The organism is Nocardia neocaledoniensis (genome assembly GCF_003182135.1).
GTDB classification, from domain to species: Bacteria; Actinomycetota; Actinomycetes; order Mycobacteriales; family Mycobacteriaceae; genus Nocardia; species Nocardia neocaledoniensis.
This window is the reverse complement of record NZ_QGTL01000004.1, coordinates 664621-689578: the sequence shown is the minus strand read 5'-3', so window position 1 is coordinate 689578 and position 24958 is coordinate 664621. Positions and strand designations below refer to the sequence as shown.

General features: G+C 69.4%; 22 protein-coding genes and 3 tRNA genes. 9 read left to right on the top strand and 16 right to left on the bottom strand.

Annotated elements, in window-relative coordinates:
* Positions 1-12: 12 nt before the first annotated feature.
* Genes DFR69_RS15160 through DFR69_RS15145 form a run of 4 tightly spaced genes read right to left on the bottom strand, consistent with a single transcriptional unit; the run spans position 13 to position 4828 of the window.
* Positions 13-1920 (bottom strand): ABC transporter ATP-binding protein, encoded by a 1908-nt coding sequence (locus tag DFR69_RS15160; protein ID WP_110038139.1) that lies wholly within the window; start codon positions 1918-1920, stop codon positions 13-15.
* On the bottom strand, positions 1917-3650 hold the full coding sequence (locus tag DFR69_RS15155) for an ABC transporter ATP-binding protein (RefSeq protein ID WP_110038138.1): 1734 nt from the start codon (positions 3648-3650) through the stop codon (positions 1917-1919). Before DFR69_RS15155 ends, DFR69_RS15160 begins: the two co-directional genes overlap by 4 nt.
* A gap of 53 nt (positions 3651-3703) precedes the next feature.
* Complete coding sequence (locus DFR69_RS15150) at positions 3704-4180, bottom strand: RrF2 family transcriptional regulator (RefSeq protein WP_110038137.1); 477 nt, start codon at positions 4178-4180, stop codon at positions 3704-3706.
* Positions 4181-4231: 51 nt separating this feature from the next.
* Positions 4232-4828, bottom strand: coding sequence for a TetR/AcrR family transcriptional regulator (locus DFR69_RS15145; protein WP_110038136.1), 597 nt, complete (start codon positions 4826-4828; stop codon positions 4232-4234).
* Positions 4829-5028: 200 nt separating this feature from the next.
* Here DFR69_RS15145 and DFR69_RS15140 point away from each other — a divergent pair, with 200 nt between their 5' ends.
* Together DFR69_RS15140 and DFR69_RS15135 are read left to right on the top strand one after the other, a co-directional pair.
* The gene (locus DFR69_RS15140; protein WP_110038135.1) at positions 5029-7323 is read left to right on the top strand and encodes an MMPL family transporter; all 2295 of its coding nucleotides are present in this window, start codon (positions 5029-5031) and stop codon (positions 7321-7323) included.
* Between the two features lie 141 nt (positions 7324-7464).
* Positions 7465-9753 (top strand): MMPL family transporter, encoded by a 2289-nt coding sequence (locus tag DFR69_RS15135; RefSeq protein WP_110038134.1) that lies wholly within the window; start codon positions 7465-7467, stop codon positions 9751-9753.
* 1 nt (position 9754) lies between these two features.
* Here DFR69_RS15135 and DFR69_RS15130 read toward each other — a convergent pair whose 3' ends face one another.
* The 4 genes from DFR69_RS15130 to DFR69_RS15115 all read right to left on the bottom strand — a co-directional run bounded on the left by DFR69_RS15130 (position 9755) and on the right by DFR69_RS15115 (position 11254).
* Positions 9755-10003, bottom strand: coding sequence for a hypothetical protein (locus tag DFR69_RS15130; RefSeq protein ID WP_308633185.1), 249 nt, complete (start codon positions 10001-10003; stop codon positions 9755-9757).
* Between the two features lie 128 nt (positions 10004-10131).
* A tRNA-Ser gene (locus DFR69_RS15125) sits at positions 10132-10222 on the bottom strand.
* 46 nt (positions 10223-10268) lie between these two features.
* A complete protein-coding gene (locus DFR69_RS15120; protein ID WP_110038312.1) occupies positions 10269-10703 on the bottom strand; it encodes a nucleoside deaminase in 435 nt (144 codons plus the stop codon).
* A gap of 11 nt (positions 10704-10714) precedes the next feature.
* The gene (locus DFR69_RS15115; protein WP_110038132.1) at positions 10715-11254 is read right to left on the bottom strand and encodes a tRNA adenosine deaminase-associated protein; all 540 of its coding nucleotides are present in this window, start codon (positions 11252-11254) and stop codon (positions 10715-10717) included.
* 58 nt (positions 11255-11312) lie between these two features.
* On the opposite strand from DFR69_RS15115, the gene DFR69_RS15110 reads away from it, so the two are divergent.
* Complete coding sequence (locus DFR69_RS15110) at positions 11313-12260, top strand: prephenate dehydrogenase (RefSeq protein WP_110038131.1); 948 nt, start codon at positions 11313-11315, stop codon at positions 12258-12260.
* A 182-nt stretch (positions 12261-12442) separates the two neighbouring features.
* Here DFR69_RS15110 and DFR69_RS15105 read toward each other — a convergent pair whose 3' ends face one another.
* Genes DFR69_RS15105 through DFR69_RS15095 form a run of 3 tightly spaced genes read right to left on the bottom strand, consistent with a single transcriptional unit; the run spans position 12443 to position 16783 of the window.
* On the bottom strand, positions 12443-13060 hold the full coding sequence (locus DFR69_RS15105) for a putative glycolipid-binding domain-containing protein (RefSeq protein ID WP_110038130.1): 618 nt from the start codon (positions 13058-13060) through the stop codon (positions 12443-12445).
* A gap of 49 nt (positions 13061-13109) precedes the next feature.
* A complete protein-coding gene (locus DFR69_RS15100; protein ID WP_110038129.1) occupies positions 13110-14954 on the bottom strand; it encodes an ABC transporter ATP-binding protein in 1845 nt (614 codons plus the stop codon).
* Positions 14951-16783: an ABC transporter ATP-binding protein gene (locus tag DFR69_RS15095; protein WP_110038128.1), complete on the bottom strand. Its 1833-nt coding sequence runs from the start codon at positions 16781-16783 to the stop codon at positions 14951-14953. The genes DFR69_RS15100 and DFR69_RS15095 overlap by 4 nt, the downstream gene beginning before the upstream one ends.
* Positions 16784-17032: 249 nt before the next feature.
* On the opposite strand from DFR69_RS15095, the gene DFR69_RS15090 reads away from it, so the two are divergent.
* Together DFR69_RS15090 and DFR69_RS15085 are read left to right on the top strand one after the other, a co-directional pair.
* Complete coding sequence (locus DFR69_RS15090) at positions 17033-18166, top strand: DNA cytosine methyltransferase (protein WP_110038127.1); 1134 nt, start codon at positions 17033-17035, stop codon at positions 18164-18166.
* On the top strand, positions 18163-18684 hold the full coding sequence (locus tag DFR69_RS15085; protein WP_110038126.1) for a very short patch repair endonuclease: 522 nt from the start codon (positions 18163-18165) through the stop codon (positions 18682-18684). The genes DFR69_RS15090 and DFR69_RS15085 overlap by 4 nt, the downstream gene beginning before the upstream one ends.
* 6 nt (positions 18685-18690) lie before the next feature.
* Here the strand turns inward: DFR69_RS15085 and DFR69_RS35560 are convergent, their stop codons facing one another.
* Positions 18691-18816: a hypothetical protein gene (locus tag DFR69_RS35560; protein WP_261774363.1), complete on the bottom strand. Its 126-nt coding sequence runs from the start codon at positions 18814-18816 to the stop codon at positions 18691-18693.
* 141 nt (positions 18817-18957) lie between these two features.
* Between DFR69_RS35560 and DFR69_RS15080 the strand changes: the two genes are divergently transcribed.
* Entirely contained in the window at positions 18958-19641 is a 684-nt protein-coding gene (locus tag DFR69_RS15080) for a DUF998 domain-containing protein (RefSeq protein ID WP_110038125.1), read from the top strand.
* Here the strand turns inward: DFR69_RS15080 and DFR69_RS15075 are convergent.
* Positions 19634-21214 carry an esterase-like activity of phytase family protein gene (locus tag DFR69_RS15075; RefSeq protein ID WP_110038311.1) on the bottom strand — a complete coding sequence of 527 codons (1581 nt, stop codon included), beginning with the start codon at positions 21212-21214 and terminating at the stop codon, positions 19634-19636. The two genes, DFR69_RS15080 and DFR69_RS15075, sit on opposite strands and share 8 nt — an antisense overlap.
* An 85-nt stretch (positions 21215-21299) precedes the next feature.
* Here DFR69_RS15075 and DFR69_RS15070 point away from each other — a divergent pair, with 85 nt between their 5' ends.
* Both DFR69_RS15070 and DFR69_RS15065 read left to right on the top strand, forming a co-directional pair.
* Positions 21300-21695 (top strand): RidA family protein, encoded by a 396-nt coding sequence (locus tag DFR69_RS15070; protein WP_110038124.1) that lies wholly within the window; start codon positions 21300-21302, stop codon positions 21693-21695.
* A gap of 144 nt (positions 21696-21839) precedes the next feature.
* Positions 21840-22565, top strand: a complete 726-nt coding sequence (locus tag DFR69_RS15065; RefSeq protein ID WP_110038123.1) for a maleylpyruvate isomerase family mycothiol-dependent enzyme — start codon at positions 21840-21842, stop codon at positions 22563-22565.
* 49 nt (positions 22566-22614) lie between these two features.
* Here DFR69_RS15065 and DFR69_RS15060 read toward each other — a convergent pair.
* The 3 genes from DFR69_RS15060 to DFR69_RS15050 form a co-directional block, all read right to left on the bottom strand.
* A tRNA-Arg gene (locus tag DFR69_RS15060) sits at positions 22615-22687 on the bottom strand.
* Positions 22688-22721: 34 nt separating this feature from the next.
* Positions 22722-22811, bottom strand: a tRNA-Ser gene (locus DFR69_RS15055).
* A gap of 92 nt (positions 22812-22903) precedes the next feature.
* Positions 22904-23629 (bottom strand): dienelactone hydrolase family protein, encoded by a 726-nt coding sequence (locus DFR69_RS15050; RefSeq protein WP_110038122.1) that lies wholly within the window; start codon positions 23627-23629, stop codon positions 22904-22906.
* 89 nt (positions 23630-23718) lie between these two features.
* On the opposite strand from DFR69_RS15050, the gene hisC reads away from it, so the two are divergent.
* Positions 23719-24795, top strand: coding sequence for a histidinol-phosphate transaminase (gene hisC, locus DFR69_RS15045; protein ID WP_110038121.1), 1077 nt, complete (start codon positions 23719-23721; stop codon positions 24793-24795).
* Positions 24796-24958 lie beyond the last annotated feature (163 nt).

Below are 24958 nucleotides of genomic sequence, written 5' to 3'. Positions count from 1 at the left end.
CGGTATCCGGGGCTACAGTTCCGCCGCGGCGAATTGGGCGTTGTAGAGGCGGTAGTACGCCCCGCGCTCCTCGAGCAGCCGCTCGTGGTCGCCGTGTTCGACGATGCGGCCCTTCTCCATCACCACGATCAGGTCGGCGTCGCGGATGGTGGAGAGACGATGCGCGATCACGAAGCTGGTGCGGTCGCGGCGCAAAGCCGCGGTGGCCTGCTGGACCAGCAGTTCGGTGCGGGTGTCGACCGAGCTGGTCGCCTCGTCCAGGATCAGGATCGACGGCTTGGCCAGGAACGCGCGGGCGATCGTGATCAGCTGCTTCTCGCCGGCGCTGACGCCGCCGCCCTCCTCGTCGATCACCGTGTCGTAGCCGTTGGGCAGCGAGTGCACGAACCGGTCGACGTAGGCGGCGCGGGCCGCGGCCTGGATGTCGTGCTCGGAGGCGTTCGGATTGCCGTAGGCGATGTTCTCCCGGATCGTGCCCTTGAACAGCCAGGTGTCCTGCAGCACCATGCCGATCCGCGAGCGCAGGTGATCGCGGCTGATGGTGGTGATGTCGACGTCGTCGATGGTGATGGTGCCCGCGTCGAGTTCGTAGAACCGCATCAGCAGGTTGACCAGGGTGGTCTTGCCCGCACCGGTCGGGCCGACGATGGCGATCACGTGCCCCGGCTCGGCGACCAGCGAGAGCCGCTCGATGATCGGGACGTCCGGCTCGTAGCCGAACGACACCGCCTCGAACTCCACCCGGCCGCGATCGACCGGACGCGAGTTCTCCACCAGCGGGTCCGGACTCTGCTCGTCGGCGTCGAGGATCTCGAAGATCCGCTCCGCGGAGGCGACACCGGACTGCAGCAGGTTGGCCATCGCGCCGATCTGGGTGAGCGGCTGGCTGAACTGGCGCGAGTACTGGATGAAGGCCTGCACCTCGCCGAGCGAGAGATTGCCGGTGGCCACCCGCAGCCCGCCGACCAGCGCGATGAACACGAAGTTCACGTTCCCGAGGAACATGATCGCCGGCATGATCAGGCCGGAGATGAACTGCGCCTTGAAGCTGGCGTCGTAGAGCTTCTGATTGCGCTCGTCGAATTCCTTGCCGACCTCGCGGCTGCGGCCGAAGGCGGTGATGATCTCGTGGCCGGTGTAGGCCTCCTCGACCGAGGCGTTCACCGCGCCGGTGTACCTCCACTGGTCGACGAAGTGCGGCTTGGACCGCTTGGCGATCTGGGCGGTGACCACGATCGCGGCCGGCACGGTGAGCAGGGCGATCAGCGCCAGCAGCGGCGAGATCCAGAACATCATGATCAGGATTCCGACCACGGTGAACAGCGAGACCAGCAGCTGGCTCATCGTCTGCTGCAGGCTCTGCGAGACATTGTCGACGTCGTTGGTGACGCGGCTGAGCACGTCACCGCGCGGGGAGGTGTCGAAGTAGCGCAGCGGCAACCGGTGCAGCTTGTCCTCGACCTCGTCGCGCAGCCGCTTCACGGTCCGGTTGATGACGACGTTGAGCAGATAGCCCTGCAGCCAGCCGAACACCGAGGCCGCGACGTAGAGCGCGAGCACGAGCAGCAGCACCCTGGCCACGGCGTCGAAGTCGATGCCGGTCCCGGGCACGACATCCATCGCCGAGAGCATGTCGGCGCGGGTGTTCTCGCCCCGGTCACGCAGCAGCGCGACGGTCTGTTCCTTGTCGAGGCGCGGATCGAGTTGCTTGCCCACGAACCCGTCGAAGACCAGGTTGGTGGCCTTGCCGAGCAGGTACGGGCCGAGGGTGTTGAGCACCACCGACACGATCACCAGCGCGATGATCACCCCGACGGTGAACCGCTCCGGCACGAGCCTGCCGAGCAGCCGCTTCAGCGAGGGTCCGAACGATTTGGCCTTCGCACCCGGGGCGCCGGGGCCGGGAGCACCTGGCCTCATCGAGCCTCCTCCACACTGAGCTGGGACTCGACGATCTCGCGGTACTCCGGGCACCGCTGCATCAACTGGTCGTGGGTGCCGAGACCCGCCATCGCGCCGTCCTCGAGGACGACGATCTGGTCGGCGTCACGGATGGTCGCGATGCGCTGGGCGACGATGATCACCGACGCGTCGGCCGTCTCCGGCTTCAGCGCGGCGCGCAGCCTGGCGTCGGTGGCGACGTCGAGCGCGGAGAAGGAGTCGTCGAAGAGATAGACGCGCGGTCTGCGCACCAGGGCGCGGGCGATGCACAGCCGCTGGCGCTGGCCGCCGGAGACGGTGGTGCCGCCCTGCGCGACCGGCGTCTCGAGCCCCTGCGGCATCTCGCGCACGAAATCGGCCGCCTGGGCGACCTCGAGCGCGCGCCACAGTTCCTCGTCGGTGGCGTCGGGCTTGCCGTAGCGCAGGTTGCTCGCCACGGTGCCGGAGAACAGGTACGCCTTCTGCGGGACGAGTCCGATGCCGCCGCGCAGGCTTTCGAGATCGAGATGACGCACGTCGGTGCCGCCCACGTACACGGCGCCGTCGGTGACGTCGATCAGCCGCGGGATCAGGTTGATCAGCGTGGTCTTGCCCGAACCGGTGGAGCCGACGATCGCGGTGGTGGTGCCGGGCGCCACTTGGAAGCGGATGCCGCGCAGCACCGGCTTCTCGGCGCCGGGGAAGGCGAATTCGGCGAACTGCATGTCGACCAGGGCCGGGTCGGCGGCGAAGGGCTGCGTCAGCCGGGGCGGGCGGACCGAGGACTCGGTGTCGAGCACCCCGCCGATCCGGTCGGCCGAGACCGCGGCGCGCGGCGCCATCATGGCCAGGAACGAGGCCATCATCACGGCCATCAGGATCTGCATGATGTAGGACAGCATCGCGGTGAGCGAGCCGATCTGCATGGTCCCGTTGTCGACGTGGTGGCCGCCGAACCAGATCACCGCGACGGCGGTGACGTTGCTGATCAGCATCACCGTCGGGAACATCAGCGCCATCAGCCTGCCGACCGCGAGCGCGGTGTCGGTGAGCGCGGTGTTGGCCATCCCGAAGCGCCAGATCTCCTGGCGTTCCCGGACGAAGGCCCGCACCACACGGATGCCGGTGATCTGCTCGCGCAGCACCCGGTTCACGTCGTCGATGCGCGCCTGCATCTCGCGGAACCTCGGCACCATGCGGGCCACGATCGTGCCCATGGCGATGGCGAGCGCCGGGACGGCGATGAGCAGCAGCCACGACAGTCCGAAGTCCTCGCGGACCGCCATGATGATGCCGCCGATACACATGATCGGCGCCATCACCAGAATCGTCACCGACATGACGATCAGCAGCTGCACCTGCTGGATGTCGTTGGTCGAGCGGGTGATCAGCGACGGCGCGCCGAACATGCCGACCTCGCGCGCCGAGAACGTCTCGACCCGGTGCAGCACGCCGCCGCGCATGTCCCGGCCGGCGCCCATCGCCGCCTGCGCGCCGAAGTACACCGAGGACGCCGAGGCCACGATCTGCACGCAGCTGACCGCGAGCATCCACAGGCCGGTGGTCCAGATGTAGCCGATATCGCCCTTGGTGACGCCGTTGTCGATCAGATCGGCATTGAGGCTGGGCAGGTAGAGCATCGCGATGACCGACACCAGCTGGAGGACGATGACCCCGGCCAGCTGGGTGCGGTAAGGGGCCAGATAGGTCCGCAGCAGGGTGATCAACATGATGGTCGAAGGCTACCCCGCACCGGTAGCCCATGCCCTGCTGTTTTGGCTCCTCACGGTGTCGCCGAGGCCCGCGGCTCGCGCCGCGCCCACGCGCCGGGGTCGGCGATCAGCTCGCCGACGAAACCGGGCAGCTGGTCGGCCGCGATATCGGCGATCGACACGTTCTCCAGCACGGCACGGATGTTGACCCGCAGCGCGATCCACACCCGCTGCAACGGTTCGGCCGCGCCCGGGTAGCGCACGTCCTCGGGCCGCTGGCCGCGCACGGAGGCCAGCGGGGATTCGACGGCGCGGATCACATCGGCCACCGAGATCTCCGTCGCCGGTCGCCCGAGCCGGTAGCCGCCGTCGGGCCCGCGCCTGCTGAGGACGAGCTCGGCCCTGCGCAGCTCGGCGAGCACGGACTCGAGCACCTTGGGCGGGATCTGCGCGGCCGCGGCGATCGCCTCGGCCTTGACGACTCCGTCGGCCGCGGCGAGCTCGAGCAGCGTACGCACCGCGAAATCGACCCTGGCGGAGATATGCACGGCCTCGAACTTACGCGGTGCGCCGGGCGGCGGCGGTCGGCGGCCGACCGCTCACGAGGAATGCGCGCAACCGGTCAGCACGCAGATCGCCGCGTCGAGCAGGGTCTTCTCGACGAGCTCGTCGGGCGCGTCCGGGGCGAATTCGCTCGACAACAGCGCCACCCCGAGCACCTCGATGGCCGCCGCGGCCCGCAGCAGCGCGGCCGGGGTCGGGTCGGGGCCCGCCAGCCAGATCCGCATGCCCCGGGTGGGTTCCAGCAGGTCGGGATAGCGGTCGGCGATGGCGTGGACGATCGCGGCGGTGTCGCGGACGCACAGCGCGCCCGCGTCGCGGTAGCGGATCATGCCGCGCAGGTAGCCGCGCAGCACGGCGCGGATGCCCTCGTCGTCGTAGGGAACCGCGTCGATGTCCTCGGTGACCCCGCGCAGGTGATCGATGATCGGATCGATGATCGCGAGCAGCAGATCCAGCTTCGACGGGTAGTGGTAATAGAGCGAGGCCTTTGTGATTCCCACCATATCGGCGACCTCACGCAGGCTCGATTGCTCGAACCCCTTGGCGGTGAAGAGCTGCACCGCGGCGTCACGAATCGCCTTTTTAGTGCCTCCACCTGCGGTAACGGTGTCGGCGATCTCTCGCGCTGCCATGCGGCAATCCTTCCATGACTCCGGGTAGCCTCTCGTGCAGCCCCGAAAACTGAGGTTGCCTCTCCACTTATTACCTCGGTAGTCTACCTACCGCACGGTAGGCAGAAAACGACGATGTGGAGGCGGGTCGTCAGGGGTGACCCGCGAGTGCTGTCTACGAGCCTGATCCCACCCGAGTTCTTCGCGCTAGGAGCACCCTCGTGTCCGTATACCTCTACCGATGGGGAAAGTTCGCTTTCCGCCGTAAATGGATCGTGCTACCGGTCTGGCTCTTGCTGTTCCTGCTGCTCGGAGGCGTCGGCGCCTCGCTCAGCAAGCCGATGACCAACGACTTCTCGATGCCGTCGCTCCCCTCGGAGCGCGCGAACCAGATCCTCGACAAGCACTTCCCCGGCATGTCCGAGCAGTTCAAGTTCGACGCCGTGTCCGGTACCTACGTCATCGCCGCGCCGCAGGGCCAGCAGCTCACCGACCCGGCCAACCGCGCCGCGATCGACGCCCTGATCACCAAGCTCAACGGCCTCGACATCGTCGATCACGAGAAGCCGCTGATGAACCCGGTCGACCTGACCGAGAAGATGGGCTGCCTCGCCACCCCCGATCCGTCGGTGTGCTCGGGTGCTCCGCTCAACGTGCTGAACGCGACCGAACCCAAGACCGTCGCGACCCTGAGCGTGCCGTTCACCATCTCCGGCGTCACCGAGGTGACCGACGAGGAGCGCGCGAAGGCCTACGACGTCGCCGGCGAGGCCCGCAACGCCGGGCTCACCGTGGAGATGAGCGGCTCGATCGCCGCCAAGCAGGAGCAGCCCAGCGGTAAGTCCGAGATGATCGGCATGGGTGTCGCGCTGATCGTGATGGTGGTGGCCTTCGGCGCCATCGTCGCCGCGGTCGTGCCGATCGTCACCGCCATCGTCGGCCTCGGCGCCGCGACCTCGCTGATCATGCTCGGTACCTCGGTGATCGAGGTGCCCAGCTTCACCACCTTCCTGGCCTCGATGATCGGCATCGCGCTCTCGATCGACTACGCGCTGTTCATCGTCTCGCGCTACAAACACGAACTGGCCGTGCGGGAATCGGCCGAGGAGGCCGCGGGCACCGCACTCGGCACCGCCGGTTCGGCCGTGGTGTTCGCCGGTCTGACCGTCATCATCGCGCTCGGCGCGCTCAGCATCGTCGGCGTGCAGTTCCTGACCTTCATGGGTCTCGGCGGCGCGATCGCGGCCGCGTTCGCGGTGCTCACCGCCATCACGCTGATGCCGGCGCTGATGGGCGCCTTCGGCAAGGCGCTGTTCAAGCCGAAGCTGCCGCTGGTCGCGCAGAACGATCCCGAGGACGAGAACTCGGTCACCCTCGGCCAGCGTTTCGGCCGCCTCATCGGCAAGGCGCCGTGGGTCGCGCTGATCCTGTCGGTGGTCGTGCTCGGCGCGCTCGCCGCACCGGCGGCCGGGCTGAACCTCGGTCTGCCCGGCGAGGATTCGATGCCCAAGACCTCCACCGTGCGCAAGGCCTACGAGCTGCGCACCGAGGGCTTCGGTGAGGGCAGCAACGGTGTGCTCATGGTCGTCACCGATCTGAGCGCGGTGCCCGAGGGCCAGCGCGAGGCCGCGGTCGGCGCGCTGCGCGAGCGGCTCGCCTCCTACGAGGGCATGGACTACGTCACCGAGCCGCAGTGGAGCGAGAACAAGCAGGGCGCCATGCTCAACGGCGTCCCGAAGTCCGGGCCGAACAACCAGGCCACCAAGGACCTGGTCGCCGAGGCGCGCGGCGCCGAGCAGGACCTGAAGGCCCAGTACGGCATGGAGTACGGCATCACCGGCACCACCGCCATCTACGCCGATGTCGACCACGTGCTGCTCAGCAAGATCGTGCCGTACCTGGCCATCGTGGCAGGCGCCGCGTTCGTCCTGCTGATCCTGGTGTTCCGCTCGATCCTGGTCCCGCTCACCGCGGCGCTCGGCTTCCTGCTCTCGATGGCGGCCACCTTCGGCGCGACCGTGCTGATCTTCCAGGAGGGCTGGCTCGGCCTGATCGAGGATCCGCAACCGCTGGTCAGCTTCCTGCCGATCATGTTGATCGGCTTGGTGTTCGGCCTCGCGATGGACTACCAGGTGTTCCTGGTGACCCGCATGCGTGAGGAATTCGTGCACGGCAAGTCGCCCAAGGACGCCATGGTCGCCGGTTACCACCACGGCGCCCGCGTGGTGACCTCGGCGGCGATCATCATGATCTCGGTGTTCGGCTCGTTCATCCTGGAGACCGATGTCACCGCGAAGTCGTTCGGCTTCGCGCTGGCCGCCGGTGTCGCGATCGACGCCTTCATCGTCCGCATGGTCGTGGTGCCCGCGCTGCTGGTCATCATGGGCAAGTGGTCCTGGTGGATGCCGAAGTGGCTCGACCGCGTGATCCCCGATATCGACGTCGAGGGCTCCAAGCTCGAGCAGCTGCGCGCCCAGAGCGCCGAGACGGTGAAGCAGCCGGTCGCCGTCGGCTGATCGGTCCGCCTCGCCCGACCCCGCGATCCCTGGTGGATCGCGGGGTCGTCGTTTTTTCCGAGAGTGACTGGCAGACTCGGAACCAGCAAGACCGGCTGTACTCCCGATCCGCGCTTCGCATCGATCACCGAGGAGAGAACCGTGTCCGTCTATCTGTACCGGTGGGGCAAGCTGGCCTTCCGCCGCAAGTGGATCGTGCTCCCCGTCTGGTTACTGTGCTTCTTCGTGCTCGGCGGCCTCGGCGCCCAGCTGCAGAAACCGATGACCGACGACTTCAGCATGCCCAACCTGCCGTCGGAGCGGGCCACCGAGATCCTCGACAAACACTTCCCCGGCATGTCGGAGGCCTTCGCTTTCGACGCCGTGACCGGCACCTACGTTGTCGGCGCGCCCGCCGGGCAGAAGCTCACCGACCCGGCCAACCGCGAGGCGATCGACGCGCTCATCGGCCGGCTCGAGCAGCTCGACATCGTCGACCACAGCAAGCCGATACCGAACCCGATCACCATGGCCGAGGAGATGGGTTGCCTCGGCGCCGAACGGGACCCGTCGACGTGCAGCGGCGCACCGGTGAACGTGCTGAACAAGACCGCGCCCGACACCGTCGCCTACTTCAGCGTCCCGTTCACCATCAAGGAATTCGCCGACATCACCGCCGAGAACCGCGATGCCGCGTACGCCGTCGGTGACGCTGCCCGGCAGGCCGGACTCACCGTCGAGATCAGCGGCACCATCGCGATGGAGCAGGAGATGCCGAGCGGCAAGTCCGAGATGATCGGCATGGCCGTGGCCCTGGTCGTCATGGTCGTGGCGTTCGGCGCGATCGTCGCCGCGTTCGTGCCGATCATCACCGCGATCGTCGGCCTCGGCGCGGCGACCTCGCTGATCTTCCTGTCCACCTCGGTGCTCTCGATCCCCAGCTTCACCACCTTCCTGGCCTCGATGATCGGCATCGCGCTCTCGATCGATTACGCGCTGTTCATCGTGTCCAGGTACAAACACGAACTGGCGGTGCAGGATTCGCCGGAGGAAGCCGCGGGTACCGCGCTCGGCACCGCGGGCTCGGCGGTCGTGTTCGCCGGTCTCACCGTGATCATCGCGCTGGCCGGGCTGAGCATCGTCGGCGTGCGATTCCTGACCTTCATGGGTCTGGGCGGCGCGATCGCGGCGGCCTTCGCCGTGCTCACCGCGATCACCCTGATGCCCGCTCTGCTCGGCGCGTTCGGCAAGGCCCTGTTCAAACCGAAACTGCCCGGCATCGCCCAGCACGATCCCGAGGACGACACGGTCGTCACCAACGGTATGCGCGTCGCGCGGGTGATCGCGAAGGCGCCCGCGGTGACGATGATCCTGGCCATCGTGGTGCTCGGCCTGCTGGCCGCGCCCGCGCTGAACCTGAATCTCGGCCTGCCGGGCGAGGATTCACTGCCCGAGTCGACCACCGTGCGCAAGGCCTACGACCTGCGCACCGAGGGCTTCGGCGAAGGCAGCAACGGCGTGCTGCAGATCGCGGTCGACCTCAGCGAGACGCCCGCCGACCAGCGCCCTGCCGCGCTCGCCGCGCTGCGCGAGCAGCTGGCCGCCAACCCGGACATGGAGCTGGTCACCGAGCCGCAGATGAGCGAGGACGGCGCGGGCGCGCTGATCAACGGCATTCCGAACGCCGGACCGAACGCCCAGTCGACCAAGGATCTGGTGCAGTCGGCCCGCGACGCCGAACCCGCGCTGCACGATCAGTACAAGATGTCGTACGGCATCACCGGCACCACGGCCATCTACGCCGACATCGACCACGTGCTGCTCAGCAAGATCGTGCCCTACATGGCGATCGTGGCGGGCGCGGCGTTCGTCCTGCTGATCCTGGTGTTCCGCTCGATCCTGGTCCCGCTCACGGCCGCGCTGGGCTTCCTGCTGTCCATGGCGGCCACCTTCGGCGCGACCGTGCTGATCTTCCAGGAGGGCAAGCTCGGGCTCATCCAGGACCCGCATCCACTGGTCAGCTTCCTGCCGATCATGTTGATCGGCTTGGTGTTCGGCCTGGCCATGGACTACCAGGTGTTCCTGGTGACCCGCATGCGCGAGGAGTACGTGCACGGCGCCTCCCCCACCGACGCGGTGGTCAAGGGCTATCACCACGGCGCGCGCGTGGTGACCTCCGCGGCGATCATCATGATCTCGGTGTTCGGCTCGTTCCTGCTCGAGACCGACGTGACGGCCAAGTCCATGGGCTTCGCGCTGGCGGCGGGCGTCGCGTTGGACGCCTTCGTCGTCCGCATGGTGCTCATCCCCGCGCTGCTGGTGCTGCTCGGGAAATGGGCATGGTGGATGCCGGCCTGGCTCGACAAGATCGTCCCCGACATCGACGTCGAGGGCGCCCGGCTGCGCGAGCTCCAGGATCAGCGCAAGACCCCGGAACCCGCGCTGCCCTGAGCTACTGGCTCGGTTGCGGTACTTCGCACTCGCTGACCCGCGGGTTCAGGCCGATGTAGTTGGCCGGACCCGCGGCGGCGGTGACCGCGATCGTCGCCCAGGCCGAGCATTCCTTGGGCAGTGACGCGAAGTAGTGTCGCTGGCCCGCGGCGAGCAGCCCGACGGCCACCCAGCCGAGGACGACGAGAACCATGAGCTTCCCCCCGAGCCCGATCCCGGACTTCGCGGGTGGCGGCTGTCGCCCGCGCATATGACATCGTTCCTTCCCGGATTTCGGTACTACCAGTCTATTACTCCCGCCCCGGTGGGAAGGGCCGTACCGAGTGAACAGCCGACGAAAAAGAGCCCCTCACCTGGCATATCAGGTGAGGGGCTCCGTGGCGGTGGCGGAGGGATTTGAACCCTCGGACGGGGGTTACCCGTCACACGCTTTCGAGGCGTGCTCCTTAGGCCGCTCGGACACGCCACCGCCGCCTACGATACCGGAGTGGGTCCCCGATCGTTAAATCGGCTGGTCAGCGCTGGGTTCGGAAGAATTCGTCCAGGAGGGCGGCGCACTCGGCTTCGAGGATTCCACCCCGCACCTCGGGCCGGTGATTGAGGCGACGGTCGCGCACCACGTCCCAGAGGGAGCCGACGGCGCCCGTCTTGGGCTCCCACGCGCCGAACACCACCTTGCCGACCCTGGCCAGCACCAGAGCCCCCGCGCACATGGTGCACGGCTCGAGCGTGACAGCCAGCGTCGCGCCCTCCAGCCGCCAGCCGTCACCGTGCACGGCCGCCGCCGCGCGCAGCGCCAGCACCTCGGCGTGCGCGGTCGGATCGCCCAGTGCTTCCCTGGCATTCGTCGCGCGCGCCAGCTCACGACCTTCGGCGTCGAAGACGACGGCGCCGACCGGCACATCGCGCGGGTCGGCGTCGGCGGCGGCCGCGATCGCGGCGCGCAGCATGTCCTCGTCGGTCACCGAGGCAGTTTGTCCAGGACCGCCGCGAATTCGGAGGCGAACCCGAGCCGCTGGGCGATCATGCCGAGCTGCTCGTCCGGGTAGAGGTCGGTCTCGGCGAGGATGACGCTGAGCACCGGTTCGGGCAGGCCGAGATCGGCGAGCACGCCGAGGTCGCCCTCTTCCCACGGTTCGATGTCGTCGAGCTCGTCGGGGTCGATGTCGGGGATCTCGACGTTGAGCGCGTCGAGGGCGTCGGCGGCGATGTCGTAGTCGATCGCGGCGGTCGCGTCCGAGATGAGCAGGCGGGTGCCGCTCGGCGCGGGGCGCACCACGATGAAGAATTCGTCATCGACGTCGAGCAGCCCGAATACCGCCCCGGAGCTGCGCAATGCCTTCAATTCGGTCTCGGCGACGGACAGGTCGACGAGGGCGTCGTGGCTCAGTGGACTGCATTGCCACGTGCCTTCTTCGCGGACCACCGCGACGGCGAACCCCTCGACGTCGTAGTCGTCGTCCGACGTCGCCCTGTTCGAGCCCGAGCGCTGTGCTGCCATGGACCAAACGGTAGTCTGTCCCGCCCGCAATGATGAACTCGTGTGCCAATCTGTTCCGATGACCCTCGCCCAGCGTGCGCCTGTCTGCGTCCTCGGAACCGGTTTGATCGGCGGCTCACTGCTGCGCGCCGCCGTCGCGGCGGGGTATCCGGCGTTCGGGTACAACCGGTCGGCCGCGGGCGCTGAAGCGGCGCGCCGCGACGGTTTCGACGTGTCGACCGAGCTCGGCGCGGTGCTGCGCCGGGCCGCGGCCGAGGACGCGCTGCTGGTGCTCGCGGTGCCGATGCCCGCGGTCGCGCCGATCCTGGCCGAGATCGCCACGCTGGCGCCGGACTGCGCGCTCACCGACGTGGTGAGCATCAAGCGACCGGTCTTGGACGCCGTGCGCGAGCGCGGGCTCGGCGCCCGCTTCGTCGGTGGGCATCCGATGACGGGAACCTCCGAATCAGGATGGTCGGCAACCGATTCCGAGTTGTTCCGCGACGCGGTGTGGGCTGTGGGCGTCGACGAGGGCACGGGCGTGGAGCCGTGGGAACGAGTAGTGCGCCTGGCGCTGGACTGCGGTTCGGTCGTGGTCCCGGTGGTCGCCGACGAGCACGACCAGGCCGTCGCGCGCATCTCGCACCTGCCACATGTGCTGGCCGAGGCATTGGCCGCGGCCGGTGCGGCGGGCGGAGATCTGGCGCTCGGGTTGGCCGCCGGTTCGTTCCGCGACGGCACCCGTGTCGCCGGCACCGCGCCGGACCTGGTGCGGGCGATCTGCGAACCGAACGCCACCGCTCTCGGGCGGGTGCTCGACGAGACGATCACCGCCCTGGTCACCGCGCGCGACGCGCTGGCGGCGAACGGCACGCTCGGCGACGTTGTCGAGGCGGGTTACCGAGGGCGGACCGCGTACGAGGCGCGGGCGCGGTGGGACATCACCGGCATCGTGCCCGGCGAGGACGGCTGGCTGAGCGAACTGCGCCGGGCCGGTCAGCGCGGCGGTGTCCTGCGCGTGTTGTGAGTGGGCGTTCGGCCGAGCGGTGGGCCCACCGCGACCGGCCGACCGCGTGCCGTGACGTCCGGGTTCGCCGCTCCTCGGCGCGCCCACTGCCGGTCACGGTGTCACGGCGGGCGTCCGCCACGGCCGGGTGCGCACCGCGGCCGGTAGGCGAGGGAACATGTTCCGCGCCAGTGGTTTCGGCGTCAGACCCGTTCGGCGAGACCCGGGTAGTCGAGCACGAAACCCTCGGGATCGACGGTCAGGGTGGCACTGGAGACCGGGGAGAGCACGTTGATGCCGTCGGCCGCGCTCGAGTAGGTGAGCTCGGCTTCCTGCACCAGCAGATCCGGTAGTCGCACGTACACGACCGGCACCTGCATGTCGCCGACCGCGTTCTGCAGGCCGAACCGCCGGATCGGCAGCGTGTTGAAGAACGGGCTCAACACCACGTCGACGTCGAGCGCGCCGGCGAAGGTGGAGCGCACGTGACTGCCGCCCGCGTCGACGAGCCAGTAGTTCTCCTCGTCGCGGGAGATGGAGGCGTGCCGCTCGCCCGCGGCGGTGGTGGTGCGCAGCGAGAGCCGGCGGGTGGCGCCCGCCTCGTCGGTGACCAGGTCGTACGACGCGCTGAACGGCGGGTGCTCATCGCATCCGCTGCCGATCATCCGGCCCGCCGCCCTGATCCGATTGCCGTTGAGCGTCACCCGGACCGATTCCATCCGGGTCTCGTCGTGGGCCCGCCAGGTGAGCACCGCGGGCCACCGGGAGGCCGGTTTGATCTCGGTGGGGCCGTCGGCTGGGCCCGGGGCTGGGGTCGTCACCTCTCTACGGTAAGCGACACCAGCCCCGCTGCTGTACAACACGGTGGCATCAGACCAGCGAATCCCGCCATGCGGCGTGCAAGCCGGCGAAGCGGCCCTGCCCGGCGATCAATTCCGCGGGTGCGCCGTCCTCGACGACCCGGCCCGCGTCGAGCACCAGCACCCGGTCGGCGATGGCGACCGTCGAGAGCCGGTGCGCGATGATCACCGCGGTCCGGCCGCGCAGCAACGTCTCCAGCGCGTGCTGGACCAGCCGCTCGCCCGGGATGTCCAGACTGGAGGTGGCCTCGTCGAGGACGATCACCGCCGGGTCGGCGAGGAACACCCTGGCGAAGGCCACCAGCTGACGCTGCCCGGCCGAGAGCCTGCCGCCGCGCGTGCGGACGTCGGTGGCGTACCCGTCGGGCAAGGAGCGCACGAACGCGTCCAGCCCCACGGCCCGCGCCGCCGCCGTCACCTCGGCATCGGTGGCGTCGGGCCTGCCGAGGCGGATGTTGTCGGCGATGGTGCCCGAGAACAGGTACGCCTCCTGGGTCACCATCACGATGTGCCTGCGTAGCTCCGGGTCGGCCAGCTCGCGCAGGTCGACGCCGTCCAGGGTGATCGTGCCGCCGCTCGGGTCGTAGAACCGGGTGAGCAGCTTGGCCAGCGTCGACTTGCCTGCGCCGGTCGCGCCGACCAGCGCGACCACCTGCCCGGCCGGGATCTCCAGGTCGAACTCCGGCAGCACCGGCGCGTCGGCGTGGTAGCCGAACCAGACCCGGTCCATCCGCACCGCGCCGCTCGCCCGGTCCAGCGCGACCGGCTGCGCGGGCTCGGCGACCTCGGGCTCCTCCTCGAGCACGCCCGAGATCTTCTCCAGCGCCGCCGCGGCGGACTGATAGGAGTTGAAGACCTGCGCCAGCTCGTCGAGCGGGCCGTAGAACTGGTCGAGGTAGAGCAGGTAGGCGGCGAGCACACCGATCGCGAGATGGCCCTCCATCACCTGCCAGGCGCCGACCAGCAGCACGATCACCGTGGTCACCTTGCCGATGAAGTTGGACAGGCCGACGTAGTCGCCCATGCCGCGGATCGCGGTGGTGGTCGCCCGCTGGTACTCGCTGTCCTCGGCGCCGAGCACCTCCAGATTGCGGTTCTCGCGCCGGAACGCCTGCACCGCGCGCATGCCGCTCATCGACTCGACGAACTGCACGACCACGCGCGCGATCGCCCCGCGTGTGCGCCGGTATCCCGCTCGCTGGCGCCGCTGCGCCCACCGGGTGACCAGCACCAGCGGCACGAACCCGAGCAGCACGATCGAGGCGAGCATCGGGTCGAGCCAGACCAGCAGCACCGCGATGGTGAGCACCGAGAGCACCGCGCTGAACGCCTGGTTGAGCGCGCCTTCCAGCAGTTCCTGGAGCGTCTCGATATCGCTGGTGAGCCGGGTGACGACCTTGCCCGAGGTGTACTTCTCGTGGAACGACACGCTCAGCCGCTGCGTGTGCTGGAACGCGCGCACCCGCAGGTCGAACAGGACCTTCTGGCTCAGCGAGCCGGAGGCCCGCAGGAACAGGAAGGTGGTCAGGCCCGAGAGCAGCGTCACCGCGACGAACCCGGCCACCGTCGCGATCATCGGCGTCCAATTGCCCTGGCGGCCTTGACTGATGCCATGGTCGAGGCCGTAGGCGATGAACAGCGGCAGCGAGACCTTGGCCGCGTTGTCGAGCAAGATCAGGACGAAGGTGAGGATCGCCTGCTTGCGATAGGGCTGCACCAGGTCGAGCAGCAGCCGCCGGGAACGTCCGGCCAGCACCAGGTTTCCGGTGCCGGTGACGGCGTCGTCCTCCTTGGCGATGCCGCGCCAGTCGGCCTCCTGTTCAGGCGCGGGCTGTATCGCGGTATCGGTGGTCATGATTCACCTCCCATCAGTTCGCGGTAGCGGCTGTTGGAGCGCAGCAGCTTCTCGTGGGTGCCCTCGGCGACGATGCGGCCGTCGGCGAGCAGGGCGACCCGGTCGGCCAGCGCGGCGGTCGATGGCCGGTGCGCGACCAGCAGGGTGGTCGCGCCGGAGAGCACGGAGCGCAGCCGATCCTGCACGCGCTCTTCGGTTTCCACGTCCAACGCGGAGAGCGGATCGTCGAGGACCATGATCCGGCCGTGCTCGGCCGCCGCCTCGCCGGTCAGCACCGCCCTGGCCAGGGCAAGGCGCTGCCGCTGGCCGCCCGACAGGCTCATGCCCTGCTCGCCGATCCTGGTGTCCAGACCCCACGGCAGCGCGTCGACGAACTCGCTCGCCTGCGCGATGTCGAGCGCCTGCCGCACATCGGCGTCGGAGGCGCGCGGGTCGCCGAGTGCCACGTTCTCGCGGACGCTGGCCGAGAACAGCACCGGCTCCTCGAAGGCCACCGTCACGATCCGGCGCAGGTCGGCCAGGCGCAGCGTGGCGATGTCGATGCCGTCGATGGTGATGCGGCCGGAGTCCACGTCGTAGAGCCGGGGCACGAGTTCGAGCAGCGCGGTCTTGCCGCTGCCGGTCGCGCCGACGAGTGCCACCGTCTCGCCCGGCCGGATTCGCAGCGAGACGTCCTCCAGCACCGCCTTGTCCGCGCCGTCGTCGCCGGTCGGGTAGGCGAAGCGGACATGGTCGATGACCAGCTCACCGCGCGGGGCGGCGGGCAACTCCACCGGCTGGGGCGGATCGGTGATGTCGAGCGGGGTGTCGATGATCTCCCAGTACCGGTCGGCCGCGGTGCGCGCCTCGAACAGTTCCGAGAGCAGGAAGCCCATCCAGATGATCGGCCACTGCAGGAAGGTCGCCAGCGTGATGCTCGCGACGAGTGTGCCCATCGTCATCGTGCCCCGCGCGACCGCGTGGCCGCCGACGCCGAGCGACAGCGCGATCGCGACCGTCGGCAGCGCGACCAGCGACGCCCACAGCGTGGCGTCCAAGCGCACCTTCTCCAGTTCGGTCCGCTGCAGTTCCCGCGAGACCGCGGTGAAGCGCGCGCCGAAGAACGCGCCGCGCCCGAGCGCCTTGAGCACCCGCACGCCCTGCGCCGATTCCTGGGCGATGGTCGCGAGGTCGCCCGCCTGGTCCTGCGAGCGCCGCGAGGCCACTTCGAAGCGCCGCACGAACCGCGCGCACACCACCGTGAGCGGCAGCGAGACCACCGTGAAGATCAGGCCCACTTGCCAATTCATCACGAACAGCGCGGTGAGGCCGATCGGTAGCAGCACACCGTTGACGATCAGGAACGGTCCGGCGAAGGCGACGAACCGGCGCAGCACCGACAGGTCGTCGATGGCGCGCGAGAGCAGCTGGCCCGACTGCCAGCCGTCGTGTCGCCCGATCGCCAGCGCTTGCAGCTGGGCGAAAAGCTTGGCGCGCATCCGGATCTCGAACAGCGTCGAGGGTTTCGACACCAGCCACCGCCGCCCCCACATGCCGAACGATTCCATCGCGCCGAGCACGAAGATCAGCGCGACCGGCGCCAGCAGCCCGACGAAATCCCGCCGCGCGATCGGCCCGTCGACCACCCGCGCGATCACCAGCGGGATCACGATGGCGGTGCTCGCGGTGACGATCGCCAGCACGTTGGCCGCGATCAACGGCACCCGGTAGGGCCGCAGGAAGGGCAGGAATCGCCGCAGCGATCGCAATCCCGCGCTGGGCCGCGGCGCGGGCCGCCCCGATCTGTCGGCCTCCGATTCGGTGGCCGCCAGCTCCAAAGTGACAGACAAGACTCTCCCCCTTGGTGTCCGGTGGATGGTTGGTTTCCGGAACGGACGCCAGGTGATGTTCGCACCGGGGTCCGACAAGTCGGCCCTTCCAGAGTCCCACCGGAGTACCGTCGCGAGCCACTGATTTTCCGGCGGACCCGGCGTCCTCGATCGGCGGCGGGGAGCGCTGATCAGCGGCCGATAGAATGCGCCGCAGGCGCGAGTAGCCGGACAGCAAGTCCCCACGACACAGGAGGGCCGTTGACGCGGATGGTCGGGCTGTTCGCCGGAATCGGCGGCCTCGAACTCGGCCTCGGCGCCCACGGCTGGTCGACCGAGCTGCTGTGTGAGATCGATCCCGGCGCCCAGGGTGTGCTCGCCGCGCGCTTCCCCGACACCGAGTTGCACGGTGACATCACCAAGTTGCGCTCGCTCCCCGGCGGCACCGAGCTGGTCGCCGCCGGTTTTCCCTGTCAGGACCTGTCCCAGGCGGGCCGCACCGCCGGCATCACCGGCCGCCGTTCCGGACTGGTCGAAGAGGTGTTCCGGCTGGTGAAACGGCAGCGCGGGCCGCGCTGGCTGCTGATCGAGAACGTCCCGTTCATGCTGCAGCTCGGTCGCGGCGAGGCCATGCGGCACATCACCGGCGCGCTGGAGGAGCTCGGGTACCAGTGGGCCTATCGCGTGGTCGACGGGCGCGCGTTCGGCTTACCGCAGCGGCGTCAGCGGGTGCTGATGCTGGCCTCGCGCACCGAGGACCCGCGCGAGGTGCTGTTCGGTGACGACGCGGGCCCGCGCGAGTACGGCGATCCCGACCGCGATCCGTGCGGCTTCTACTGGACCGAGGGCGTGCGCGGCCTCGGCTGGGCGGTGAACGCGGTGCCGACCTTGAAGGGTGGTTCGGGCCTCGGGATCGCGAGTCCGCCCGCGGTCCGGCTGCCCGCGGGCGAGATCGTCACCCCCGGCATCGTCGACGGTGAGCGATTACAGGGCTTCGCCGCCGACTGGACCGCGCCCGCGCTGGACGTGCCGGGAGTCCGGCAGGGTCATCGCTGGAAGCTGGTCGGCAACGCGGTCAGCGTGCGGATGGCGGGTTGGGTAGGCGAACGGCTGGCCGCGCCGTCGACGCCGCTCACCCTGGGCGAACCGCTGCGGGCCGGATCGCCGTGGCCGAGCGCGGCGTGGGGCAGGGCGGGCGTGGTGCATCGGGTGCCGCTGTCGACCTGGCCGGTGCACGAGCCGTACGAGGATCTGAAGAACTTCCTGACCGAGCCGCGCCTGCTCTCGCCGCGGGCCACGGCCGGTTTCCTGCGCCGCACATCGATGGGCAATCTGCGCTTCCCGCCGGGCTTCCTCGACGATGTGCGCGATCACCTCGACCGCATGGGCGGCTGGGCGGCATGACCGCGCGGCGCGCCGACGACCAGGATCCGCCACCGGCGCTGCCCGCCGACCCGCTGCCGCCCGCCGCGAAACGCGTCGCGAAGGCGCTCGTGACCGATGCCGCGACCAGTGCGCGGATGTCGCGGCAACGCCGGGCGCACACCGATCCCGAAATGGCCCTGCGCCGCGAACTGCACCGTGCCGGCCTGCGCTATTTCGTCGACCGCCCGCCGATCAAGGGCCAGCGCCGACGCGCCGATGTGGTGTTTCCCAGGTTGCGGCTCGCCGTCTACGTGGACGGCTGCTTCTGGCATCGCTGCCCGGTCCACGCGACCGCGCCGAAGAACAACGCCGAGTGGTGGGCTGACAAGCTGGCGGGCAATGTGGCCAGGGACCGGGCGACGGACACCGCGCTGCGCGAGGCGGGCTGGCAGGTCGTGCGGGTGTGGGAACACGAGGACCCGCGGATCGCCGCCGAGCGGATCGGCGCGCTGGTCGAAGAACTCGTACGCCACTCAGGGCGTGGCAAGCGGAAGTAGACGAACTCAGCGGCGCCGGTCGGCGCGCACGCGGACGCGCACCAGCGACTTCGGCGCGTTGGCTGCGGCGAATCCGGAGACCGCCATCGCCAGGACCATGGCGAAACCCGCCAGTGCTATCACGTAGCTCATCCAGACCTCCTGCTCGGTGACGACCACCAGCCTGCCCGGTGAACCTGACAGCAACCTGTGCGCGCTGTGATGAAACCACGGACGACGGCGCGACGCGCCCGATCCCGGCGATGGACCGGACGCCGTGCTCCACGCAGCACAATGGTCGATGTGCCAGCTCCCGCCAGGAGAACCCGCGGCTACGCCCTGCTGATCGCCGTCGCGATCGCGGTGGCGGGCCTGTGCTACTCGTCGTGGGTCCTGGAGTTCGTGCTGCCGGTCGACACCGATCCGGTCGACTCCTTCCTGAGCGAACTCACCGAGGGCGGCAAGCCGTACCACGCGGTGTTCGCCACGGCGGACAAGCTGGTGGGCCTGCTGCTGATCCCGGCAGCCCTCGGCGGGCTGCTGTTGTTCCGGCGCAGGCGCCTCACCACCGTCGGCTGGATCGCCCTCGCCTGCTTCGGCGCCGCCACGATCGCCGACGCGATGTTCCCCCTGCGCGACTGCGGCGCGGCCGACAGCGGCTGCGGCACCGGCCTGATCCCGCAGCTGCGCCAGCCGCACGCGCTGACCAGCACGCTCGCCGTCACCGCGATCGCGGTGGCGGCGTTCGCCTTCAGCGCCGCCGCCTACCGCTATCACCGCTGGCGGATCCTGCGCGAGTTCGGAGTCGTCGTGCTCGTCACCGGGTCGGCGGCGACCATCTGGATGCTGGTCGCCGACAACCTGTCCGGGTCGTACGCGCTGGGCATCGCCCAGCGCGTGCAGGTCGGCTCGATGTCGCTGTGGTTGCTCGCGCTGGCCGCCGCCGTACTCCTGGAAACCCGCGAGTGGACTAGTTGACCGAGATCCGCACGGTGTAGCCGTCGACCGTGGCGGGCAGCTTGGTGGTGTCGACCGCGAGGATCTCCCCGGTGTCCTGCATGCCGTTGGCCAGCGTCTTGGGCTTCAACCCGAAAGGCGGCTGCTCGCCTTGGCTCGCGGCCAGGCCGAAGTCGCTGTCGTTGGCGATGTAGACGGTCTTGCCGCCATCGGTGGTCGCGATGCCCTCGATCTTGTCGTGGCCGAAGAACCGGCCCTTCGCGTCGAGCGCGACGAGCAGCGCGGACAGGTCGAGGTTGCCGTTCTTGGCGACCGGGGTGATGCCCGCCTTGGTGAGCACGGCCACGGCGTCGGCCGTCGGGGTGACGCCGACGAAGGTCTCCAGCGGCTTACCCTCGATCTGCAGGCCGCCCTTCTCCGCGTCGTAGGTCGCGCCGGGCACGCTCGACTGGGGGCCGACGTCGGTGGCGCCCGCGATGTCGATGGTCCAGATCTTCTTGTTCGACTCGGGCGCGAGGTTGCCGTCGCGCTCGTCGACCAGGAAGGTCGTGGCGCTCAGCGCGGTGATCTCCGAGACGGCGACCTTGTTCTGTTTCGGGTTCTCCAGTGGGTACAGGAATTCCTTCTGCGCCTTGGTCTTCAGATCGACAGTGACGATCCGCGCGAACGGCACCTCCTTCGCCGAGCCGCTCAGGCCCGGGGTGTTGAGCGCGCTCTGCACCATGCCGACCAGCGTGCTGCCGTCGGGCGTGATCGTCAGTCCCTCCATGCCCTGGTTCGGCGTGCGCAGCGCGATCTCCTTCGGCAGTCCGCTGCCCGGCGCGAGCCGCTCCAGCTCGGTGCCGTCGGCAGCGAAATGCACCAGGAACGGGCCGTATTCGTCGGACACCCAGAAGGTGCCGTCGGCCAGCGCGACCAGACCCTCCGGGTCGAGCCCGTGATCCGTCGGCGGCAGGACATTGCCCTGCAGGTCCTTGATGGTCTCGCCGGTGGTGGCCGAGGTGTCGACCTGGCCGTTGAACGGCACGCCCGCCTTGGTGCGCAGCTCGACGCTGGACTGCAGCACCGCCCGGTTGTCGACCAGCTTGAAGCGGCCGATCTTGGGCACGAATGCCGGAGTGGGCGCGAGCTTTTCGTTCTTGGCCGGACCGTCGACATTGGGGCCGCGGTCGGTGAGACCGTAGAACTCGTCCGCGCTGCCGGGCACGGGCGTCCAGGCCGACCCGAAGCCGCTGCCCTGGACCGTGGTGCCGCCGTACTCGCCCAGCGCCGGGATGTCGGTGGTGTACAGGCGAACCGCGTCGGTGGTGGTGACCTTGAACTGGTCGAGCCCGCGGAAGCCGGCGACCGGCGTGTACTCGTAGGAGCCGTCGAGGCGCCGGGTCAGGTTCCCGTGCTCGGGTTCCAGATCCACGCCGAGCACCGCGCTCTTACCCGTCTTGGCGACCAGCTCGTCGAGCGAGATCACCAGCGTCTGGTCCTTGTCGACGGTGAAGTCGGCGTCGGAGCCGGGCGTGGAGCAGCCCGCGGCGACGGCGGCCGCGCAGAGCACGGCGGTGAGCGGGAGCAGACGGATACCTGGACGTGCGTTCATCTGGCATGCGTACCGCGCCCAGCCGACCAGCAGCCGACCGGAATATGAATTGTCATCCACCGCACGGTGGATCATTCTGGCTGCCATGACCACAACTCGGGTGAACATTTCCTCAGCCTCCGATTTCGAAGATGTCGTCGGGTATTCGCGGGCGGTGCGGGTCGGCGATCACGTCGTGGTCAGCGGGACGACGGCCGCCGTCCCCGGTGGCGGCGCTGTCGGCGGGGACGACATCGGCGCGCAGACCACCGAGGTCCTGGCCCGCATCGCCACCGCGCTCGAGCAGGCGGGCGCGAGCCTGCGGGATGTGGTGCGCACCCGCATCTTCGTCACCGATATCGCCCGCTGGCCCGAGGTCGCCGCCGCGCATTCCGCGGTATTCGACAAGATCCGCCCCGCCGCCTCGATGTACGAGGTGACCGCTCTGATCGCGCCCGAGCTCCTGATCGAGATCGAAGCCGACGCGATCGTCGTGCGCTGAATCGTCACACACCGCCGGTCGCCCACCGGGGCGTCCGGCCCGAAATCTCCCCAGTTGTCCACAGGCTCGGGGTTATCCACAGGCGGACGGCGACACCGTCCTGATCGCCCGTGCCGAACCGGCTCGGCAACTACCCTCGGTCCTGTGACCAGCGCAACGGCAACACCCACCGACCTGCTCGCCCAGGTCGCCGAGTCCACCGCCCGCTTCGACGCCGCCATCGGCGCGCTCACCGCGGCGGAACTGGCCGCGCCGTCGCGGTTGCCCGGCTGGACCCGCGGACACGTCATCGCGCACATGGCGCGCAATGCCGACAGCCTGCTGAACCTGCTGCTGTGGGCGCGCACCGGCATCGAGATCCCGCAGTACGCCAGCGTCGAACTGCGCGACGCCGACATCGAGGCCGGCGCGGGCAGGCCCCTCGCCGTCCAGCACGCCGACTTCACGGGCTCGGCCCACCGCTGGCAGGCCGTGGCCGCCACGATGCCCGCCGCGGACTGGCAGGCCGTGGTCCGCAACCGGCAGGGCGGCTCCCTCACCGCCGATCTGATCCCGTGGATGCGCTTGCGCGAGACCGAGATCCACCACGTCGACCTCGGCGTCGCCTACACCCCCGCCGACTGGCCCACCCCCTTCGTCGCCCGGCTGCTCCCCGAGGCCATCGCCGACCTGTCGGCCAAGCTCGTCCCCGACGCGACCCCCACCTTCGACATCCAGGCCACCGACACCGACTTCATCGCCACCGTCGGCCCCGGCCGCCCGCACCACACGGTCCTCGGCCCCGCCTCGGCCCTCCTGGCCTGGCTCCTCGGCCGCTCCCCCGGCGCCGACCTCACCGGCCCCCTCCCACCCCTACCCGCCTGGAAGTAGCCACAACGAAAGAACCCCCGACCTGAACAGGTCGGAGGTTCTTTTCTTGTGCGCCCGAAGGGATTCGAACCCCTAACCTCTTGATCCGTAGTCAAGTGCTCTATCCGTTGAGCTACGGGCGCATGGTTCTTCAGTTGTTACCCGGCGAACCGGGTGTGGCGGAGGCGAGAGGATTTGAACCTCCGGTCCCCGTGAAGGGACAACTCATTAGCAGTGAGTCCCATTCGGCCGCTCTGGCACGCCTCCTGGAGCCTTCTCTTCGAGGGCACCGGTCCTTGTCGAACCGCCGGGAATGAAGATTACACGAGCAGTTCATGTAGTCCAAAACGCCTGGTCAATCAGCGTAAGTTGCTGTCGAACCAGTCGTAGATACGGGTCTGGGAGTCGATCCGGATGGCGTTGGCCGCGTCGTCGTCCGGATCGGGTCGGTCGGCGCGGTGGCTGAGGCCGGGATAGGTGATGGTGAGACTGGCCACATTCGCCCGCGCGGTCGCGTCGCGGAGGCGGTCGACGGCCTCGGGCGGGGTCGCCGGGTCGTCGGCGCCGAAGAGGCCGAGCCAGGGCGCTTGCAGGTCGGCCGCGACGTCGACCAGGGCGACGTCCTGGTCCGGCAGCGGCTCGGTGATGCCGGGCGCGGCCACGCTCACCGCGGCGCCGATGGGCCGATTGGTGGCGACCAGGAACGCGGCGGTGCCCGCGCTGTCGAAACCGAGCACCCCGATGGTGTCGGGGAAGACCCCGCGCTGGGTGAGCCAGTCGAAGCCGGCGTCGAAGTCGTCGAAGAGCTCGTCGCCGAACACCTCGCGGACCTGCTCGTCACCGATCCGGTCGAACAGGTGCGGCGCGACCACGATCCAGCCCTCCACGGACAGCGACCGCATGAGGTCGAGCAGCTGGGGAGAGAACTCGCGTGACTCGTGCAGGAGCACGATGCCCCCGCGGGCGACGCGCTCGGGCTCGACCACGGTGATCGGCACCGAGGTCCGCGTCGCGGTGGCTGCCGTCTCGGTGTCGCGCGCTTCGGTGAGCCGAAGCAGGGCGACGTCGTCGTAAGTGCCCGCCATAAACCCAGCGTAGGCGGCAGAACTGCGGTTGGGTAGGCCTTGGCCGCCGCGCCGCGCGTCGGCCGCGCGGTTCGCCGTAGGGTGGAGGCGTGACCGCGCGCATCCGTCCCGACCTCGCCACCATTCCGGCCTACGTTCCCGGCCGCAATCACCCCGACGCGGTGAAGCTCGCCTCGAACGAGACCACCTTCGGCCCGCTGCCGAGCGCGGCCAAGGCGATCGCGGAGTCGGCCGAGCTGGCCAACCGGTATCCGGACAACCAGGTCGCCGAGCTGCGGGCGGCGCTGGCGGACTTCCTCGGCGTGACCGTGGCCAATGTCGCCGTCGGCTGCGGCAGCGTGGCGCTGTGCCAGGAACTCGTGCAGATCACCTGCGACGCGCCCACCGACGAGGTGGTCTTCGCGTGGCGTTCGTTCGAGGCTTATCCGATCGTCACCCAGGTCGGCAACGCGACCGCCGTGCCGGTGCCGCTGGCCGAGGGCCACCTGCACGATCTGGACGCGATGGCCGAGGCCGTCACCGAGCGCACCAAGCTGATCTTCGTCTGCAACCCGAACAACCCCACCGGCACCGCGCACGGCCGCGCCGAGCTGGAGCGCTTCCTGGATCGGGTGCCGCCGCACGTGCTCGTCGTGCTGGACGAGGCCTATTACGAGTACCTGCGCCTGACGCCGGACACGCGTCCCGACGGCGTGGAGATCGGCCGCACCCGGCCGAATGTGGTTGTGCTGCGCACCTTCTCGAAGGCGTACGGCCTGGCCGGTCTGCGCGTGGGGTATGCCGTCGGCGATCCCGAGGTGATCACCGCACTGCTGAAGGTGCACATCCCGTTCAGCGTGAACCGGATCGCACAGGCGGCGGCCATCGCCTCGCTGGAGGCGCGCGGCGAGCTGCTCGACCGCACCGATGTGCTTGTCGCGCAACGACGCCAGGTCCGTGACGCGCTGCTGGCCGCCGGGTACGAGGTGCCGCCGAGCGAGGCGAACTTCGTCTGGCTGCCGCTGGGCGAGCACAGCCTGGCCTTCGCCGAGGCGAGTGCCGCGGCGGGCGTGCTGGTTCGGCCGTTCGCCGGTGACGGCGTGCGGGTGACCATCGGCGACCCGCACGAGAACGACCAGTTTCTCGCGTTCGCGACGGCGCCGGAGAATGCCGCGCGATTCCGTTAGCCCGGCGCAGGGTCAGTACGGCTTGACATCGGTCACCGTGCGATTACGTCCGTTCGGAGCACACTGCCAGCACACCCGCCGTAGGCTGGCTCCCAACGAGTTTCGGCGTTCGAACACCGACGGCATGCGCGCGGCGAACACTGGCCGCTGACCAGGTAGCCGC

Coding starts and splice junctions, on each gene's coding strand:
- DFR69_RS15160 (WP_110038139.1), bottom strand. CDS start 1,920: ATGAGGCCAGGTGCTCCCGGCCCCGGCGCCCCGGGTGCGAAGGCCAAA.
- DFR69_RS15155 (WP_110038138.1), bottom strand. CDS start 3,650: ATGTTGATCACCCTGCTGCGGACCTATCTGGCCCCTTACCGCACCCAG.
- DFR69_RS15145 (WP_110038136.1), bottom strand. CDS start 4,828: ATGGCAGCGCGAGAGATCGCCGACACCGTTACCGCAGGTGGAGGCACT.
- DFR69_RS15130 (WP_308633185.1), bottom strand. CDS start 10,003: ATGCGCGGGCGACAGCCGCCACCCGCGAAGTCCGGGATCGGGCTCGGG.
- DFR69_RS15120 (WP_110038312.1), bottom strand. CDS start 10,703: ATGCTGCGCGCCGCGATCGCGGCCGCCGCCGACGCCGACCCGCGCGAT.
- DFR69_RS15115 (WP_110038132.1), bottom strand. CDS start 11,254: ATGGCAGCACAGCGCTCGGGCTCGAACAGGGCGACGTCGGACGACGAC.
- DFR69_RS15110 (WP_110038131.1), top strand. CDS start 11,313: ATGACCCTCGCCCAGCGTGCGCCTGTCTGCGTCCTCGGAACCGGTTTG.
- DFR69_RS15100 (WP_110038129.1), bottom strand. CDS start 14,954: ATGACCACCGATACCGCGATACAGCCCGCGCCTGAACAGGAGGCCGAC.
- DFR69_RS15090 (WP_110038127.1), top strand. CDS start 17,033: ATGGTCGGGCTGTTCGCCGGAATCGGCGGCCTCGAACTCGGCCTCGGC.
- DFR69_RS15085 (WP_110038126.1), top strand. CDS start 18,163: ATGACCGCGCGGCGCGCCGACGACCAGGATCCGCCACCGGCGCTGCCC.
- DFR69_RS35560 (WP_261774363.1), bottom strand. CDS start 18,816: ATGAGCTACGTGATAGCACTGGCGGGTTTCGCCATGGTCCTGGCGATG.
- DFR69_RS15080 (WP_110038125.1), top strand. CDS start 18,958: ATGGTCGATGTGCCAGCTCCCGCCAGGAGAACCCGCGGCTACGCCCTG.
- DFR69_RS15075 (WP_110038311.1), bottom strand. CDS start 21,214: ATGAACGCACGTCCAGGTATCCGTCTGCTCCCGCTCACCGCCGTGCTC.
- DFR69_RS15070 (WP_110038124.1), top strand. CDS start 21,300: ATGACCACAACTCGGGTGAACATTTCCTCAGCCTCCGATTTCGAAGAT.
- DFR69_RS15050 (WP_110038122.1), bottom strand. CDS start 23,629: ATGGCGGGCACTTACGACGACGTCGCCCTGCTTCGGCTCACCGAAGCG.